General features: G+C 51.0%; 13 protein-coding genes. 7 read left to right on the forward strand and 6 right to left on the reverse strand.

The window, feature by feature from the left end; translation table 11 throughout:
* Nucleotides 1-116: 116 nt before the first annotated feature.
* From htpG to smc, 3 genes are all read right to left on the reverse strand, one after another.
* Entirely contained in the window at nucleotides 117-2,075 is a 1,959-nt protein-coding gene (gene htpG / locus C1752_RS01940) for a molecular chaperone HtpG (protein WP_110984354.1), read from the reverse strand.
* Nucleotides 2,076-2,509: 434 nt separating this feature from the next.
* Nucleotides 2,510-3,157, reverse strand: a complete 648-nt coding sequence (locus tag C1752_RS29175; protein ID WP_315865232.1) for a M23 family metallopeptidase — start codon at nucleotides 3,155-3,157, stop codon at nucleotides 2,510-2,512.
* 396 nt (nucleotides 3,158-3,553) lie between these two features.
* On the reverse strand, nucleotides 3,554-7,213 hold the full coding sequence (smc, locus tag C1752_RS01950) for a chromosome segregation protein SMC (protein WP_110984356.1): 3,660 nt from the start codon (nucleotides 7,211-7,213) through the stop codon (nucleotides 3,554-3,556).
* Nucleotides 7,214-7,416: 203 nt separating this feature from the next.
* Here smc and msrA point away from each other — a divergent pair, with 203 nt between their 5' ends.
* From msrA to C1752_RS01975, 5 genes are all read left to right on the forward strand, one after another.
* Nucleotides 7,417-8,070, forward strand: coding sequence for a peptide-methionine (S)-S-oxide reductase MsrA (gene msrA, locus C1752_RS01955; RefSeq protein WP_110984357.1), 654 nt, complete (start codon nucleotides 7,417-7,419; stop codon nucleotides 8,068-8,070).
* A 394-nt stretch (nucleotides 8,071-8,464) separates the two neighbouring features.
* Nucleotides 8,465-8,998: a pentapeptide repeat-containing protein gene (locus C1752_RS01960; RefSeq protein ID WP_110984358.1), complete on the forward strand. Its 534-nt coding sequence runs from the start codon at nucleotides 8,465-8,467 to the stop codon at nucleotides 8,996-8,998.
* A gap of 72 nt (nucleotides 8,999-9,070) precedes the next feature.
* Nucleotides 9,071-10,513 (forward strand): carotenoid oxygenase family protein, encoded by a 1,443-nt coding sequence (locus C1752_RS01965; RefSeq protein ID WP_110984359.1) that lies wholly within the window; start codon nucleotides 9,071-9,073, stop codon nucleotides 10,511-10,513.
* Nucleotides 10,514-10,521: 8 nt separating this feature from the next.
* Nucleotides 10,522-11,418 (forward strand): RluA family pseudouridine synthase, encoded by an 897-nt coding sequence (locus C1752_RS01970; RefSeq protein ID WP_110984360.1) that lies wholly within the window; start codon nucleotides 10,522-10,524, stop codon nucleotides 11,416-11,418.
* A gap of 249 nt (nucleotides 11,419-11,667) precedes the next feature.
* Nucleotides 11,668-12,273, forward strand: coding sequence for a hypothetical protein (locus C1752_RS01975; protein WP_110984361.1), 606 nt, complete (start codon nucleotides 11,668-11,670; stop codon nucleotides 12,271-12,273).
* Nucleotides 12,274-12,345: 72 nt separating this feature from the next.
* Here the strand turns inward: C1752_RS01975 and C1752_RS01980 are convergent, their stop codons facing one another.
* The 3 genes from C1752_RS01980 to C1752_RS01990 all read right to left on the reverse strand — a co-directional run bounded on the left by C1752_RS01980 (nucleotide 12,346) and on the right by C1752_RS01990 (nucleotide 14,848).
* Entirely contained in the window at nucleotides 12,346-12,858 is a 513-nt protein-coding gene (locus tag C1752_RS01980) for a DUF1993 domain-containing protein (RefSeq protein ID WP_110984362.1), read from the reverse strand.
* A gap of 303 nt (nucleotides 12,859-13,161) precedes the next feature.
* Nucleotides 13,162-13,779: an HAD family hydrolase gene (locus C1752_RS01985; RefSeq protein WP_110984363.1), complete on the reverse strand. Its 618-nt coding sequence runs from the start codon at nucleotides 13,777-13,779 to the stop codon at nucleotides 13,162-13,164.
* Between the two features lie 52 nt (nucleotides 13,780-13,831).
* Entirely contained in the window at nucleotides 13,832-14,848 is a 1,017-nt protein-coding gene (locus C1752_RS01990) for a hypothetical protein (RefSeq protein WP_110984364.1), read from the reverse strand.
* 105 nt (nucleotides 14,849-14,953) lie between these two features.
* On the opposite strand from C1752_RS01990, the gene C1752_RS01995 reads away from it, so the two are divergent.
* Together C1752_RS01995 and C1752_RS02000 are read left to right on the forward strand one after the other, a co-directional pair.
* The gene (locus C1752_RS01995; RefSeq protein ID WP_110984550.1) at nucleotides 14,954-16,225 is read left to right on the forward strand and encodes a metallophosphoesterase family protein; all 1,272 of its coding nucleotides are present in this window, start codon (nucleotides 14,954-14,956) and stop codon (nucleotides 16,223-16,225) included.
* Between the two features lie 154 nt (nucleotides 16,226-16,379).
* Nucleotides 16,380-17,684 carry a DUF3747 domain-containing protein gene (locus C1752_RS02000; RefSeq protein WP_110984365.1) on the forward strand — a complete coding sequence of 435 codons (1,305 nt, stop codon included), beginning with the start codon at nucleotides 16,380-16,382 and terminating at the stop codon, nucleotides 17,682-17,684.
* The last annotated feature ends 320 nt before the right edge of the window (nucleotides 17,685-18,004 follow it).

The raw sequence follows: 18,004 nt of genomic DNA on the forward strand, positions 1-18,004 counted from the left end.
GATCATTCGACCTTCATGCGAGCAACTCTAGCGAAACAGAAAAATACCGAGTTGTATTGTCCAGAAGGCTTATCAACTCGGTATTCAATTATTTCCCAAATATACAGCAGACGATCTTAGTGAGCCGCTAGCTCCGTCAAGCGCGTCAGCACCTTATTCGATCGCTCTGTAAATGACTTCATGCCCTCAGCATCAAAGCCCCGCTGAGCCATCAGCGCCAAGTCATAAACATGCTGACAAATATCATTTGCCAACTCACCCGATTGAGACTGACCATCGGCCTGAACAATGCTGCCCTGGCTGAGCGAAGCCAAATTCTGAATTAGTGGGTGGGCCGTATTCACCAACAGCGTATGCTCCGTCGGGAACTGAACATTTTGCTGCTGCATCATCGCCATCATCTCCTGCATTCGGCGAGCTGATTCAGGCAGCAGAACCATTGCAGGGGGAGCACTCTGCTGATCGGTTGACTTCAATGCCTCCGTTCGAATCGTTAGACTGGGCTTCTCTAAGCACGTCTCAAACAGCGATTTAATCGTATCTGTCCGAGTTTGATTGGTGGTCGGATCAACAATTTCAGCTTCAGTACTCTTATCGATCAGCGTTTCGTCTAGCTCAGAATCCACCCGCAGGAACTTCACATCCGTATATTCCTTTTCCAGGAATGAGGTGAAGTGAGTATCAATAAAGGCATCCAGGAACAGCACCTCTAAGCCCTGACTCTTGTGCAGTTCAACGTAAGTGGCCTGATTCGCCTCATCGTTGCAGTAATAGACTCGGTTCTCATGACGCTCTTTATTGCGCTCTAAATATTCTTTGAGCGTTGTGTAGGAAGGACCACCAGATGCCTCTTCTTTCCAGGCATCATCTTCGCCTTCACTCTCAGACGTTGCAGGGGCCGCTGGGGCTAACTCAGCCGTGGTTCGGTAGACGAGAATGTCTTCAACCTGTTGCTTAAACTTGTCGTTGTTAATCGCGCCGAACTTAACGAAGGTGCCGACATCTTGCCAACTGCTGATGTACTGCTTGCGATCGTCGCGGTAGAGTTCCTTGAGGCGATCGCCCACCTTTTTGGCAATGTAGTCCGAGATCCGACGAACGGTGCGGTCATTCTGCAAGAAGCTCCGCGACACATTCAGCGGAATATCGCTGCTGTCAATCACGCCCCGCAGCGGCATCAAAAACTGAGGAATCACCTCTTCACAGTTGTCGCTAACGAAAACCTGATTGCAGAACAGCTTGATCTGGCCCTTCGTGACATCAATGTCTGGCTTTAGCTTCGGGAAGTAGAGAATCCCGTTGACGATGAAGGGATAGTCAGTATTGAGGTGAACCCAAAGCAGCGGCTCTTCTTCAAAAGGGTAGAGGTATTTGTAGAACTCAAGGTAATCCTCTTTTGTGAGGTTGCTAGGCGACTCCTTCCAGGGAGCCTTTTGCTGATTGATTTGCTCATCACCCAGCTTAATAGGGACAGGCAAAAAGTCGCAGTAGGTCTTGATCAGTTGCTTGACCCGCGCCTCTTCGAGGTATTCAGCCTCTTCTTCCTGGAGCGTGAGTCGAATAGTGGTGCCGCGCTCTGTCTTTTCACTGCTGTCGATCTGAAACTCAGTGCTGCCGTCGCAAGACCAGTGAACAGCTTCAGCGCCTTCCTTGTAGGAAAGGGTTTCAATCTCGACCTGAGACGCCACCATAAATGAGGAGTAAAAGCCTAAGCCGAAGTGACCAATGATCGCCTGATCACCAGCGGACTTATATTTCTCGACGAACTCCTCAGCACTGGAGAAGGCCACTTGGTTGATGTACTTCTTAACTTCATCAGCGGTCATGCCGATTCCGTTATCGGTAATCGAAATTTGCTTCTTGTCTTTATCAATCGCTAAGACGATCTCAGGCTCTTCCAAATTGCCGGAAAACTCATCCGACATTGAGACCATTCTCATCTTCTGGATCGCGTCTACCCCATTAGAGATAAGCTCCCGCAGGAAGATCTCGTGATCCGAGTACAGCCACTTCTTGATAATCGGGAAGATATTCTCGGTATGGATCGAGATTTTGCCCTGTTCCAGCGTTGTCATAGCGGTAATGTTAGTTTCAAGCTCAGTTACTTAAGATCATGCGATGTTTTCGGCTATTCAGCTAGCGCCAACTGAGGTGAAATAGCCGTCACAATCCGATTCGGTTTTCCTCACTCTAGGACGAGATGAACTTTGCTGCTGCATCCTGTGGCAGTTGAGCAAGCAGTCTGTACTTGTGCCGTGCAAGTCAGATCTACTCCCTTGAAAACTCAGGACTGCGATTGACAGACATGCGTAGACTCTCACGCTGGTTTTGTCTCTATAGCCACGCTGGGTTTATTGAACGCTCAGCCTTCTATGCCTCCGTCTTGGACACACGCATAGGGGTGATTCAGCCACAATAGTCGTTCGATGGGAGAGCCGTATTTTCCAAGATTGCTTGATGAGAGGGCCGCACGAACTTCTAACACTGAGGTATGTGAAGGCTTTCAAACTTAGCCTGCGCTCCTAGAAATTTGTCCACCACTGCAGTTCTCAGCAATTGAGAAAGGAACGGTCTTGGTGAATTTACCAAGACTCCCTGGTTCTTGAACTTCGATGTGTAAATGAGGGGCTGTACTAAAGCCTGAGTTGCCGCTATAGCCGATTAGCTGGCCGGCCTTGACCCAGCTCCCCTCCCTAAGAGCAACTTTGCGGCCAAAGCCCTGCTGCAAATGGAGATAGGCAGAGCGATGACCATCTGCATGCTCAATCCAAATATAGTTAAACTTGCTGATCTTGCTTCTGCCGCCGCCGTCGTCAGGGTAGCGATCCTCTCGGGCAATCACGCGCCCCCGATTCATTGCGTAGACCGGAGAACCAATTGCGATCGCAAGATCATAGGCAAACTCAGTACGACCTCTATGAGTACCGCTGCGAATCCCTTGAGAGAGATAGCCACTCCCCTTAAGCGGATGACAAAAGCCCTGGAGAGGGGACGCCATCGTTGGCTCGAGCTGAGCAACAGGCGTCGGGCTGCGGTAATTTCTGGAAGCCTGGTGCTTTTGAGGAGGGTAAAAATCTGCAGAGCCAGTGCCCCCAAGACCTGCCTGCAAAACGCTACGCCCATCTTGGGGGAGGCAAAGGAGCGTGATGACGGACAAACCAGTCAGTAGGATTGTTGTGCATCGTTTTCGGCACAAGAAGCGCTTGGATGTAAGGTCTGAGCGAGCCTGAGTCTTGGGGAAATTCCACCAGGAGCGCTTTCTGAGAATGTGGTGCGATAAAAGAGGGTTTTTCCTGTGGCGTGACGGCTTGTTTTTCATGCAGGCGGGGGACTCGTCAAGGAATGTAAAGTTAGAATAAATACTTAAACGCTGTCTTCTCTGTATGATTTGATACAGCGTTTTTAGTCAAAGTAGCTTTATCTCTCTCAAAAAATAAATTTGATATTCCGATCACCAGATACGGCAAGGGGTCAGGCGATCAATCACTTAAGATCGTATCGCCCTGAGTTTCTTTGTAGAAATTAGTAGAACTCTTCGGTTTGGGGATCCCGACTAAGCCTGGGCGGCGGAGCGGAGCTGCAGTCCGATGACCTGCGTGTGGGTACCTCGGGCCTGGGTGACCCCGATCGTTCGATCTGCGGCTTCAATCATCGGGCGGCGCAGACTAATGACCATGAACTGTGTTTTCATTGCTTGCTGCCGAATCATTTTTGAAAGGCGTTCAACATTTGCGCCGTCAAGGTTCATGTCTACTTCATCAAAAGCGTAAAACGGTGACGGACGATAGCTCTGCAGCGAAAAGATAAAGCTGAGGGCTGTTAAAGAACGCTCTCCCCCCGACATGGAGGCGAGGCGCTGAACGGGCTTGCCCTTGGGGTGGGCGATCATGTTCAGACCGCCCTGAAACGGATCCTCGGCATTTTCGAGCTGCAGATGCCCATCCCCATCTGATAGTTCAGCAAATATTTTCTGAAAGTTGTCGTTGACGGCATTAAAGGCTTCGCTGAAGGCTTTGAGCCGCAATGTGGTGAAGTTCTCGATCCGCAGGAGCAGTTCTGTGCGCTCTTCTAGCAGCGTTTCTAGCTTTTCGGTAAGTTCTTCTAAGCGGGCCTGGGTGCGGTCGTACTCTTCAATGGCCAGCATATTGACTGGTTCCATCGCCTCTAGGCGACGCTGGAGAGATTTGAGCTGTTGCTGGAGCTGCTCTAGAGTGAGCTCCTCTGGTAGTTCTGGGAGTGGATCCGGTAGCTCTGCGGCTTGGGTGGCGAGCTGCGCTTGCACCTGCTGGAGCTGATCTTTATGCTCTTGTTCAGTCGCCTGGAGCTTTTCGAGCTGCCACAGTAGTTGTTGATGGCCTTGGTTGAGTGCTTTGAGCTGCTGCTCGACGCGGTCTCGTTCTTGTTTGCCGCTCCCGAGCTTTTTCTCTAGTTCGGCAAGGTTGGTTTTTAGAGATGCGATCGCAACCCCCATTTCTGCTTGCTTTGCTTTATTCTCTTCCTGTTGCTTCGCCTGCGTTTCCTGCTGCTGGGCATAGCTCTTAAGCTGCTGCTCTCCCTGCTGCTGTCGTTCCTGTAGTCGCTGCTGCTCAAGGTCAAATTCGCCTAGACTCTTCTGAGCCGCCTGCAAAGCCTGCTCTCGCTCCCGTAGGGCCACCTCGCTTGCTTGAATCGTTTGCTGTAGCGCCTGCCACTCACCATGCGCCTGAGATTGCTCTAGTGTCATCAGCGCCTGCCGGATCTCTTCCAGTTGCGCTTCCTGCTGAGGGAGGCCAACTTCCAGTGCCTGCAGCCGTTCCTTCGCAGTGGCGAACTCCTGGGTATAGGCTTCGCCCTGAGTCGTTAAATGCTGACGCCTCGCGTTGAGGGTTTGCACCTCCCGGCTTAGCTGCTCTGCCCGAAGCTGAGCCTCTCTGTGCGCCTGTCGTCCCTGAATTAAGTCACGAGTGGCCTGGGCTAAACCCTCCTGCGCGGATCCGAGTCGCTGAGCTAAGGGATTCAGAAGGTCTTCGATTTCCTGTAGCCTGCGCCGGAGGGTGACAATAGCCGCTGATTCTCCGGCTTCGCCCGTACCAAAGTGAAGCGTCCGCTGATTGCTGCGGCTACCGCCAGTCATCGCACCTGTGGCCTCTAGCAGCTCTCCATCTAGAGTGACCATGCGATGCCGACCGATGTGCTGCCGTGCCTCTGCTAAGGAAGGGAAAACCACCGTGCCGCCGAATACGTAGGCAAAAATGGGCTCATATTCAGGATCAAAGTCAATTAGCCGCAGCGCATAGTCAATGGCCCCCGCCTCTCTCAGGGGCGGCAGTCCTTTGGGACGGCGGATTTTGTTGAGGGGCAAAAATGTTGCGCGTCCGCCGCGCTCTTGCTTGAGAATTTCAATCCCAGCGGCGGCGACCTGATCATCTTCGACCACGAGCTGCCCCATGCGGCCACCGGCGGCGACCTCTAAAGCCACTTGGTAGCGAGCATCCACCTGACCGAGCTGAGCGACTAAACCCAGTACACCCTCTAACCTCGCTTTACGGATAATGCGGGTGGCGTGGGTGCCTTGGGCCTCTTGCTGGGCCTGCTCCTGTGCCTCTAACTTATCGAGCTGTCGCTGTTTCTCCTGCTGCTCTCGCAGCAGACGCTTTTGCGTTTCATCTTGGGTATGGATGGACTCATCAGAGTTGGCAACTGCCGAAGCCAGTTCCTGCACCTTAGTTTCCTGCTCTGATACCGTCACCTCTGCCTGCTTTAGCTGGGCCTGCACCTCAGAGATTTCTTGATCGATCTGCTGGACTGAGCGGTCCTGAAGCTGCGTTTGTCGCTCAAGCTGCTGCACTCGCTCTCGCAATTGGGCCTGCTCCGCCCGCTGTGGCTCTAGGCTCTGTAGCAATGTGTTGCGCTGTTCATTGAGCTGAGTCTGCTGCAGCATCCAAGCATCGGCAGATTGCGCGGTTTCTTGGGATTGCGATCGCACCTCTTCCAACCCTGCCTGAGCCTGATCGCGCTGCTGGGTTAAGGCCGCAATTTGTTCAGATTCTAATGCTTGACGCTTTTGCTCTAGATCCGTCAGCCCCTGCTGGTAGCTTCTGATCTGCGTTTGGGTCTGCGCGATGGCCTCAACGGTCGCATCTTGAGCGGTCACAAGCTCTTCCTGCTGGCGCTGAAGCTGCCGCAGTTCTGCCTCTTGATTGGCAATCTGGGACTGCACTGCCAGATGTTCCTCTTCCCCCAAGGCTCTCACCTGGGCATTGAGTTCTTCTAGCTTGACGGTGACGGTCTGAATTTCAGCATTAGCCGCCGTAATCTTAGCAGCAAGCTGCTCTTGAGCCTCGGTATCCGCAACGAGCTGCTTCTGTAGTTTCTCAATCTGTCTTTGCAGATCCTGCCAGATCAGAACGCCTTCCCAGGTTTTCTTGTTTTGGAGTTCAGCACGGAGGGCTTTATACTTCTGGGCCTTGATGCGATCGCGATCTAAACGGTCTCGCTGCTCAACTAGCTCTGTTTCAACAATCCGGAACCGATCTTCTTGGTCTTTAACAGCATCAAGCTTGCCCCTCGCCTGTCCGATTTTGCGATCAAAGTTGGCGACTCCGGCAAGTTCGTCAATAATCTCCCGCCGCTGCCGCGCGTTCATCGAAACAATACTGGTGACGTCTCCCTGCAAAACCACGTTGTAGCCTTCAGGATAAACGCGGCGACGATTCAGTTCTTCATGCAGCTTTGAAAGGGTACAAGGCTCATCATTAATGGCGTAGGACGATGTATATGTGCCTTGTTTCGTGACGCGCAGCTTACGGGTTACCTTCCATTCATCCGGTGCAAGCCCAGGCTCTTCTGAGTCTTCTATCTGAATAGGTGCGGCTCCATTCTTCGAAGCAGGTGTCTCTGCCTCACTGACCGCCGCTTCGTGTGCAGCCAAGGTAGATTCCTGTTCAGCGAGTTCTTCAACCTCTGCCTCATCAAGCTGAAACGTGACTGAAACCCGCGTTTCAATAATGGCGTGGCCCCGCTTTACTTGAGAGTGATTGACCAAATCGGGCAGTCGCTCAGCCCGCATCCCCTTAGAGCTAGAGAGACCCAATGCAAACAGCAGCGCATCTAACAGATTAGACTTACCGGAACCGTTAGGCCCCGAGACGACGGTAAACCCAGGCAGCATCGGGATCTTCGTCGTGCCACCAAAAGACTTGAAGTTAGAAAGTTCGAGCTGCTTTACGTACACAAATTGCCAGTTAAGTTAAGCCATCATTACACAGGTCTCTAACATTGACTATATATAGCCAAATACGCGAATTGCCAACAGGGTAGCATGTCTGTTCTACTTTGATGCCTGAACCCAGAAAATTACCGTTTTTGATACCTGTCAGCCCTTAACATTCGCTACGCTAAAAGGAACAGTCAGTACTCTTAACCAGACAGAAAATTATGGGTTTATTTGGATTCGGCAAAAAACTCACTCTTCCCACCTCTGAGGAAGCGTTAGCAGGACGGTCAGCAACGATGCCCATCCCCGCTCAGCATTACGTCAACGGCCATCCGCTCAAGCCGCCCTTCCCTGATGGTATGGAGACAGCCATCTTTGGCCTTGGGTGTTTCTGGGGAGCCGAGCGCAAGTTTTGGCAGCAGGAGGGCGTCTACAGTACGGCTGTGGGCTACGCGGCAGGACAAACCCCTAACCCCACCTACGAAGAAGTCTGTTCAGGAATGACGGGCCACAACGAAGTGGTGCTGGTTGTGTTTGACCCTAGCGTAATTTCTTACTCTGATCTCCTCAAGGTCTTTTGGGAAAGCCACAATCCCACTCAAGGAATGCAGCAGGGCAACGACACCGGCACGCAATATCGCTCCGGTATTTATGCGTTCTCTGACGAGCAGAAGCGATTAGCAGAAGCCTCTCGTGATGCCTATCAACCGGCCCTGACTAAAGCCGGTTATGGAGAGATTACCACTGAGATTCTGGATGCTCCTGCGTTTTACTATGCTGAAGATTATCATCAGCAGTATCTCGCCAAAAATCCTCGTGGATACTGTGGCCTAGGCGGAACAAATGTCTCTTGCCCAACCCCAGTTGAGGTGTAATTCCAAGAAATTAGCAGCAGAGTTGTCGATGCACACTGGACTCTGCTGCCTACGTTTTGAGACTGACTATAACGTCGTCTTTCTCAGTTTTTTGACCTCTTTTGCGGTGAAAAACAGGCTTAGTTAAAGTGCTAAATTATTGCGCAATAATATTTCGTTCTGTGAATCAATCGTATAGGACAGAAAATTGCAGGTCATAATGAGAAGGTATGCTGCGCTGAGAGACCAGCATCAAACTCATATTAATTGCAGGCTGAAATTGACGAGAGTGCATGACCGTTAGCCTATCAAATTTTTCGACAGCAACTGAAGCGAACTCCCCAATATTCAGCATTGTCTACCAATAGTAAAAATTCTCAGTGTGGCTGTATCTCTACAAGCTAGGAGAACAGTGATGAACACTATTCAAGAGCTACTGCACGAATACAATCAAGGCTATCGAGATTTTTCCGCGATTCGGTTCCATGGTGGCAATTTAGGCTCTTTGAGTCTCAGCGGCATTGACTTCAGCCGTGCGGATTTGAGCAGTACCAATCTGAGCGGTACTGATTTGAGTCGAGCGAATTTGAGCCAAGCAAATTTAACCGATGCCGATCTTAAAGGTGCCGATCTAAGCGGTGCCAACTTGCGTGATGTGAACTTAATTGGCGCAGACCTACGGCTGGCAAGCTTAGTCGGTGTTGATTTATCGCAGGCTGATTTACGTGGCGCGGACCTAGAGGGCGCAGACCTGAGCGGTGCCAACTTGAGTGAGGTTGAACTGAGTGGTGCGAACCTCTGTCAGGTCAATCTAGAGGGAGCCTGCATTGATAAAACAGATCTTGAAGATGCTCAACGTGAAGGCATTAACCTTGATCAGCTCGCATCCTGTACCCAAGGGGCAGACACCGGTACAAATCACCGCTGGCGATCTTGGGGACTCCATTAACTTGCAGATTCTCTGGCAGAGATCGCAATCGACTGTGTAATCCTGAAGAGGTGGTCTCTGTCAGCTTTTGCGATGCAAGTTCAGTCCCGTGATGTCTCTTGCCAAGATCGGCCCCTCTGGTCTCGGGCGATGGCTCAGCCTGCTGTTGAGTTTGGTCCGACACCGTTGCGGGTTATTGAGGGGCAGATCCCGGCGGGGCTGCGGGGGACGCTCTATCGCAATGGTCCGGGGCGGCTGCAGCGCTCGGGTCAATACGTCGATCACTGGTTTGACGGGGATGGCGCGATTCTGGCAGTGCATTTCACTGAAGCAGGGGCGATAGGTCTCTATCGCTATGTGCAAACTCAGGAGTTTCAGACCGAAGAGCAGGCCAATCAGTATCTTTATTCTGGCTATGGCCAACTAGCCCCTGGTCCGTTCTGGAAGCGCTGGGGTAGTCAGCCTAAGAATGCGGCGAATACCTCTGTCCTCGCTCTGCCAGATAAGCTGCTGGCGCTCTGGGAAGGGGGAAATCCCTATGCTTTGGATCTCGAAACTCTTGAGACTCATGGCTTAGATGATTTGGGGAGTCTGAAGGCGACTCAGACTTATTCAGCGCATCCAAAACGCGATCCGCAAACGAGCGATCTGTATAACTTTGGCATTATCTATGGGCCTCGTAGCTATATTCAGCTCTATCGCAGTGATGCTTCTGGCCAGATTCTGCAGCAAGGGAAGGTTGCGCTTGATCGGGTTTCTTTGATTCATGACTTTGTGTTATCGGGGCCGTATCTGGTCTTTCTGATGCCTCCGGTGGTGCTGAAGCTGATACCCATTGTGTTTGGTACCCAGAGCTTTAGTGATGCCCTGCAGTGGCAGCCCCAGTACGGCACACAAATTGTGGTGGTGGATCGTAAAACGCTAAAAGAAGTGACCCGCATTGAAGCCGATCCCTGGTTCCAGTGGCATATCGGCAATGGTTTTCAGGCGAATGATGGTTCGGTGGTGATTGACTATGTTCGCTACCCGAATTTCGATACGAATCAGTGGCTTAAGGAAGTGGTGAGTGGATGTCCGACGACGCCTGCGGCAGGGCATCTATGGCGGCTACGTCTTGATCCGGTGGCGGGGAAGGTGGTTGCTAATGAACAGCAGCTCGATCTTGAGTGCGAGTTTCCGATTACGCCTATGGCTGAGGTCGGACGGCAGCATCCATCGCTGTATCTCTCCTGTCAGTCTCAGCGACTGGCCAAGGTGGAAGAAAATTTTGATAGCGTTGCCCATTTCAATTTAGAGACGGGGCAATTGACGCTGGCGACGTTCGCAAGCGGTTGCTACCCGATTGAACCCATTCATGTGAGCCACCCTGATGACCCAAGCCAGAGCTGGATGCTGACGGTTGTGTTTGATGGGAATCGGGACCAAAGTACGGTGCAGATTTTCAATGCTCAGTGTCTAGATGCGGGACCGCTCTGCATTTTGGAGCTGCCCGAGGTGGTTCCCATCGGGTTTCATGGAACCTGGCGACCTCAGTGACTCCGGGAATGAATCAGGGGTGGGTTTATCACGACTGTGTGAATCGGGCGGCGAGTGGGGTGACGCTGCTCGATTATTACGCCCAGCGATATCGGCGCTTTAGCGCTCAGGACTGGCGATCGCGAATCGAAAACGGTCAGGTTTGCGTGGAGGGGAATCCAGGAACGGTGGATACGGTTGTGCAAGCAGGACAGAAACTGACCTATCACCGTCCGCCGTGGCAGGAACCAGAGGCTCCGCTGTCGTTTGAGGTTTTATACGAGGATGAAGATTTACTTGCGATCGCAAAACCCTCTGGCCTTCCCGTCCTCCCCGGCGGTGGCTTTCTCGAGCATACGCTGCTGCATTTACTGCGCAAACGCTATCCCAAAGAGACTCCTGTGCCGGTGCATCGCTTGGGTCGGGGCACGTCGGGACTGGTGTTGTTGGCTCGGTCGGCCTTAGCACGATCGGAATTGAGTCGAGAGATTCGCGATCGCAAACTCCAAAAAATCTATCGCGCTTTGATCGGCCCTTGTGACCTACCGGAGCAGCTCACCATCGAACAACCCATCGACAAAATTCCTCACCCATTTTTGGGACATATCTACAGCGCCACCCCCAGCGGTAAATACTCCCGTAGCGATGTGCAGGTGCTGCAGCGGACAGACCAATCTACACTGGTAGAGGTCTCAATCCTCACCGGACGTCCCCATCAGATTCGGATTCATTTGGCGGCTGTCGGATTCCCGCTTTTGGGCGATCCGCTCTACGGTATTGGAGGTGTGCCGTCGCTAGAGACGCAGGCAGTACCGGGAGACTGTGGCTACCATCTCCATGCTTCTCGATTGGGATTTGTACACCCAAGAACCCAAGAGTCTGTTGCAATAGAGTGCTTGCCACCTGATTTACTATGCATGGATTAGACTTTTCGCAAATCAGTGATCTTGTTCCAGGATGTTCTCCGATACTGCACCGGGCGTTACTCATCGTCTTCGAGCCAATCGTCAGCTATTGAGAGACCTTCGATAATATCTAGGTAGACTACTTGCTAATCGGCTTGGTTCAACAACACTGCTTTGGAGGGATTGAGAATCAAAGCATTGTCCAGGAAGCCTCTAGATTGGGAATACTGATTTGTGTAATACCAATGTACAGTTACAGATCTTTTGCTAATGCTGAACTCAGAAAGCTTCACTCAACGCCTCGGCGCTAGCACCGTTGTCTGCACAACTTTCCTGCTAGTGGCTATTGGAGGGTGTTCTACGGCTAAGACCCCCGAGGCTTCATCATCAGCCATTAGTAACGTAGCAATTGAAGAAACGTCACCGGTTTCTAATGGTGGAGTAACTGAAGAAACACCACCGCCCCCTGTTGAAATAGTCATCGAAAAGACACCAGCGACCCCTGGTAGCGTAGTAACTCAAGAGACAAAGCCTATTTATAAACCGGCTGACAGTACTGTAGTTGCTAAAGCAGAGTCAGTGCAGGAAATTCCTAAGCAGTTTCAAGGTGAATGGAACGCTGACTTAGCGCAGTGTGGTTCTGAAGGCAGTGATGGCAGGCTTGAGATCAAGGCCAAACAGGTTCTGTTTTATGAAAGCAGCGGGCCTATTCAAGATATTACGAGTGATGGAGATCGCAACCTAACTGGAACAGTTGAGCTATCCGGTGAAGGCGAGACTTGGCAGACTGAATTGGAGCTACAGCTCTCTGAAGATAAAAGTGCCTTAACTCAAATCATGGATGACAATTCCTTTGTTCGCTATCGGTGTTCCTGATTTCTGTTATTGATGACCGCGTATCTGGGACTGGTGACTTTCAACTGTCTACTGCACTTGAGCTATTGAGTTTCATGCTTTTTTGACGAATGGCATCAAGTGCAGCATGTAATCTTTTTTACCAATGGGTACACCCAACTTGCGAAGAATGTCGTAAGCCGTGACCATATGGAAATAGAAATTTGGAATCAGAAAGTCATCCAAATAGGCGCTACCTGATAGCTCGAAGTAAAGACTCTGACCTAAATCTATTCGTGAAACCTCATCCAGTTTTGCGTCTTCAACGTTAATTCCCTCCAACCGCTCCTTGGTGTTCGCGATATGCTCGTACGCCTGAGAGAGAGAGTTGACCTCTGGATCTAAATTATTCGCTGGTTTGTTGTCACACCACAGCGCAAAGTTGCGGGGTTGATTACACGTGAAAGCGATCTGTGTGCCGAAGGGAAGCATATCAGCCACAATGCGCTCCTGAAGAAACGACTCGCTATCAGAGAAATGAGCTTGAGCTGTCTTCAGCAGGTGCTCAAGCGTCGTTAAGCGGCTGTCGAAGCGGGTTTTGATTGAATCTATATTCTGACTTGGCATTTTATGGTTCCTCAAGACTAAATTTCATAAAGTTTGTGTGTATCAAGGATCTATGATTTATCTACAACTCGTGAAATCCTTGCTAGACAAGAATCCTCCAACGAATTCAAAGGGTTATGAAATACAGCTTCCTGCAAGTTTTCTGAAATCTATTTCACTATTCTCCCTCTAGAATTGATACCGCTGGCGAAATATATATTCAGTAACATCATCCACTTCATACTGTTCTGAGAGGAGCTGTGATGGAATGAAACTTTCTACCTCCCACAGACTCCGACGAGCTTATCTCACAAAGTCACGTGATCAAGGATTCAAATAAAGTCTTCGCCTGTACAAACATCTTTTTGCTTCGCTGAGGCCGTGTACTTCCTCTGCTTGTAATCCTTGAATTCTTGCTGCTTCGACATTTAAGCGGTTGTCATCTAAAAACAGGATCTCAGCGGGTTCAGATTCTAAAGCCTCAATAACATATCTGAATGCCTCAGGGTCAGGCTTTGCCAAACCCATTAGATGTGAGGCAAACGATTGATGAAACACGCCGTCTAAAGCCATTTCGTTCATTTTTCGTTCCCAGTGCAATTCGTTTGAGTTTGAGAATAAAGCTACTGTAAATCGTGACTTGAGTGACTTGAGAAATTCAATCGCACCAGGGTATGGGCCAATTGGCCAGTTTGTAAAATACTCTTTAAAGTCTGCTGCTGAAATGGACATTTTCAGATCAGAGATCATTCTATTTGCGAACTCGTCTGCAGAGATCTTGCCTGTTTCGAATGCTCGGGGTGCATCGGAGGTCAGCCATTTCTCCCAGCTAGCTTTAGGACTATCGTTGCTGCCAATCCAATTATTTTTGATAGGCTGGCCTTCCAATTCCACGATGACACCACCCAAATCGAATAACAAAGTCCTCACTTCACTTTCCATATTGCTATCTTCCTAAATCCATTTGTGCTAGCAGTTAGGTCGCAACGAAACCCTAATGACAATTTGGTGTAGGAGCATTTTGCCTCAACAAAGTTTTCACAGTAAAGGGTTCATCCACAATAGAGGGTTGCACCGTAATTTCGGTGGCATCAGGTGGCGATTGAAAATCTCCCCAGGCATTCAGTCGCCAGAGATTTGGAGCCATCTCACCGCCAAAGTTTTTGTCTAAGCAAAAGGGATTTGTATCCCCATGCACCAGCAGCACAGGCTTAGCAGGCTTGCCCTGTTCACGAAAGTTGGCAGCCAATCGCATTAACTGATCGCGGAAGTTAGCAAAGGCATCACAGTTCATTCGATGGAACGCGGTACAGGCACCGCTGCCATCAGGATCGGTCACGTCTGCTTGCACAATCACGACCAGAGCTTGAGCGTCTTCGGCCTCATCAAACGCAGCCTGTAGCCAAACGCGGTTGGCCTGATCGCGGGCTTCCACGAGAGAGAGTGCCAGTTCAGGATCGTCAAGTAAAATCTCTTGCCGCCCGTTATTCGTCCCCACAATGTGAAGGGTGGTAAACACAACGTCATTTTGCTGCCACCGACCATTCTCAGGGAAGTTGGGCTGTCGAGCATAGGCCCAGCTTTCGGGTAGATCCAGTGGCTCATGAAAAAATAGACGACGCATCAGATCGAGCTGGTCTAGCTCTGAGATAGGCGCTTTGAGAAAAGGGCGATCGCAATCGGTCCAGTCGTTGTCACCGGGGGTATAGAAAACGCGCCCCGGCAGCAAACCGTACATCTGATTGCGGCGAGCCGTAAACAGCGCCTCTGAGCAGGTCTCGCCGCCGCCCTTGAAATCACCATAATGTACAACGAAGGGAGCTTGGGAAGATGAGATCGCATCCTTAATCTCCCTATCCAATACTTGTTGTTCCTGAGGTGAGTAGGGCATATCGCCCACTGCAATAAACCGGAAGCTCTGAGCCTGGATGCGTGTCGGCAGCAGGACGACCCACAACAGGAGCGATAGCCCAAACCTTTGCAGCAGTGGTTTTGTCACAGTTGCCTTCATTCTTTTCCCCCTCTTGATCATCTCTACAACTTGGAGCAACCCCATAGACACGAACGGAACCACCTGATTCGCTACACTGAGGACAATTTGAACCGCTGAATGATTATGGCGCGATTTCTTCACCTTGCTGACGTTCACCTCGGCTACAGCAAATACGATAACCCCGAGCGCACTAAAGACTTCTTCTATGCCTTTCAAGATGCTCTTGACCGATATGCGATTCAAGAGCAGGTCGATTTTGTTCTGATTGCCGGTGATCTCTTCGAGCAACGCCAGATTTTACCCGCCGTCCTCAATCAGGCCCAGATTTGCCTTAATCAACTGGCCGAAGCCAATATTCCGGTGCTGGCAATTGAGGGCAATCATGACTATGAACCCTATGGCTCACGGACAAGCTGGCTGCGGTATCTCTCAAGCTGGGAAAAACTGATTCTACTCAAGCCCGACAATGAAGAAACGCTAGAGCCTTGGGATTTTGACAACAAACGCGGCAGCTACATCGATCTGGACTGCGGTGTGCGAGTGGTTGGGTCTCGCTGGTACGGGGCAACGGCTCCACTTGCGATCGCAAAGCTAGCCGCCAGCATTGAGCAGCTCCCGCCCGGACCAGATACCACCGTCATGATGTTCCATCACGGCCTAGAGAACTATGTGGCTCGCTACAAAGGCTCATTGAGATATCAAGACTTTGCTCCCCTCAAAGAAGCTGGAGTCGATTATTTAGCCCTGGGTCATATCCATCAGAATTACGCTGTGGAAGGCTGGATTTTCAATCCTGGTTCTACAGAAGCCAACAGCGTGATCGAAAATCAAGAGCAGAATCCACGCGGTGTCTATCTAGTGGAGCTGTCTGCTGACGGTATTGAGGCCGACCTGAAACGCGACTACCGCCAGCGCTCCATCGTGCGCCTGACCTGTAAGGTGAAGCCACATCAAACGCCTGAAGAGGTTGAGCAGCTTGCTATTAACGAAGTAACCCACGCCGCTAAGCAGGGGCAAACTGCAGATACCATTACCGAACTGCGGATTCAGGGCAGCATTGGTTTTAACCGCTCCGACGTAGATGTTCGAGCACTGCGGAATCAGCTCCAGGAGATCAGTGAAGCCCTCGTCTTTTTGCTCAAGTACGACGTTACGGGCCGGGAGTATCACACCTTAGCGATTGATGATCAACAGCCCCCCTCGCGCAAAGAGATTGAACGCAGCATTTTTGCCGACATGCTATCTGAAAACACTCGCTACCGAGACCAGGCCGAGGAACTCTCGGAAGGCTTGATTGACCTCAAAGATCGGGTTCTGCAGCAGCAGTCTGACGAAGACTTATATACGTTTGCCTCTCAACTGATTGAGCCAGCCGCTGCCGATCGGAACAATTGATCTAGCATACGGCGTCGGTAGTGTGGTCTAGGGTTGCTGATGGTTGAGGGGTGCCATAATTCTTAACGCCAATTTTAAAGAAATCATGGTAGCCTCGCCAGCGACTACTTCAAACCATTTGTGCCTGTTCCCTATCGCATTACCAAGAGCAATTATGAAACTGCCGATCCCCCGCCTTTTTAGTATTTTGGCTGCTGCCACAGCCTTGACCGCCGCTACTCCCCACGTACAGGCAGCAACCTTTGGTGAAATAGAAATCGATCAAAGTGAATATATTGCCGTCGCAGCGCCCTATGGTGACGGACTGCATCAGCTTTTAATCATTGGCCAAGTCACTGATGAAAAAGAATGCTGGAGTGAAAGCGGCAGCAACCCTGTGATTGTCGATCCGCTGCTGGTGAACTTTGACTTTTCAGGGATTTGCGATCGCAAAACTGACGCCAACGGCTATTCCATTCGCATTGAAGGCGAAGATCAGGCTCAAAACTACAGCCTGAGAATTCGTCAGCGTGGGGGAGACCTTGTCCTTGTCGGTTCACCACCGCCTAATAGCCAAGGGCAAGAAATCGAGCTGGGTCGCGCTAACGGGGTGACAGATGGCTTTGCTAAGATTCAGCTGGATCCAGAATGGCGATTTACCAAGCGCACGTTTGAGAAAAAGACCCTCGGCCATGTCTATCTGACGAAGGGCGTTTCCCAGATTCCGTTCCCAGACGTTGAGAACGACATTTACCTTAAAGAGATTCGAGATGCCGTTGCTCTCAAATTCGTCTCTGGCTTTGAAGAAGACAATACGTTCCGGCCCAACACGCCTTTGACCCGTGAACAGCTCGTCTCACTGGTGCTTGAATCTCTGAAGAACGTGCCCGACGTCACGCTCAATGTGCCCACGAGCACAGCTCAGGACCCCTACCCTGACGTTGTTGCCTCTCGCTGGAGCGCTGCAAAGATTGCCTTTGCTAAGGAGAACAAGATTGTTGAAGGCTACCCCAACGGCGAGTTCCGGCCTACGCGGACGGTGACCCGAGCGGAAATGATGGCGGTCCTGCGCCGCGCGGCAGAGTATGCCAAAAACCTCAAGGGGTTGCCAACTGATCTGCAGGCCAAGCAGTCGCCCTTTAATTTCACGGATGTCGCCAATCACCCTTGGGCCTCGTCGTTGATTAGCCAAATGTCTTCCTATTGTGGGGTTGCTTCTCCCGAGAATGAGCAGGGGCGAGCCTTCAACCCTGACGAAGCATCCCAGCGAAACTATGCCGCTGCCGCGACGTTGAGAACGTTGAACTGTCTCAAGAGTGAAGCCAGTGGAGCAGCCCCTGCTGCACCTGCGCCAGGAGATGGTTCAATAACCATCCCCATCCCTGGGGGAACAACGCTGACGGTTCCTGCACCTAGTGCAAGTCCAACGCCTGAGGAAACAGCTCCAGACCCTGAGCCAGAAGCGGTTCCCACACCATAGGCTTCCCTTTGCTGTAGCATCTCTATTCCCCCATCTCTTTCTCTCTGTTCAAAGCGGGTCAAAGTGATGGGGGATAATTCTGGACCTTCAGGCAATGCTCTTTGCTCGCCAGTGGTTGATTGTGAGATGCGATGTATTGGATATAGAATCACCACTAGAGATATCAATACGGGCAGACGCTGCGGTATATTGCATGGCTCAGGCCGATCGCTGTAGGATCACGCACCTTTTACCTGGCTCTGTCAGAGCTACTCTGTGGAACTCGATTCGATTGTATCGTCATGAATGCGGCTCAGCCGTTACGGCTAAAGGATATTTGC

The organism is Acaryochloris thomasi RCC1774, assembly GCF_003231495.1.
Taxonomy (GTDB): Bacteria; Cyanobacteriota; Cyanobacteriia; order Thermosynechococcales; family Thermosynechococcaceae; genus RCC1774.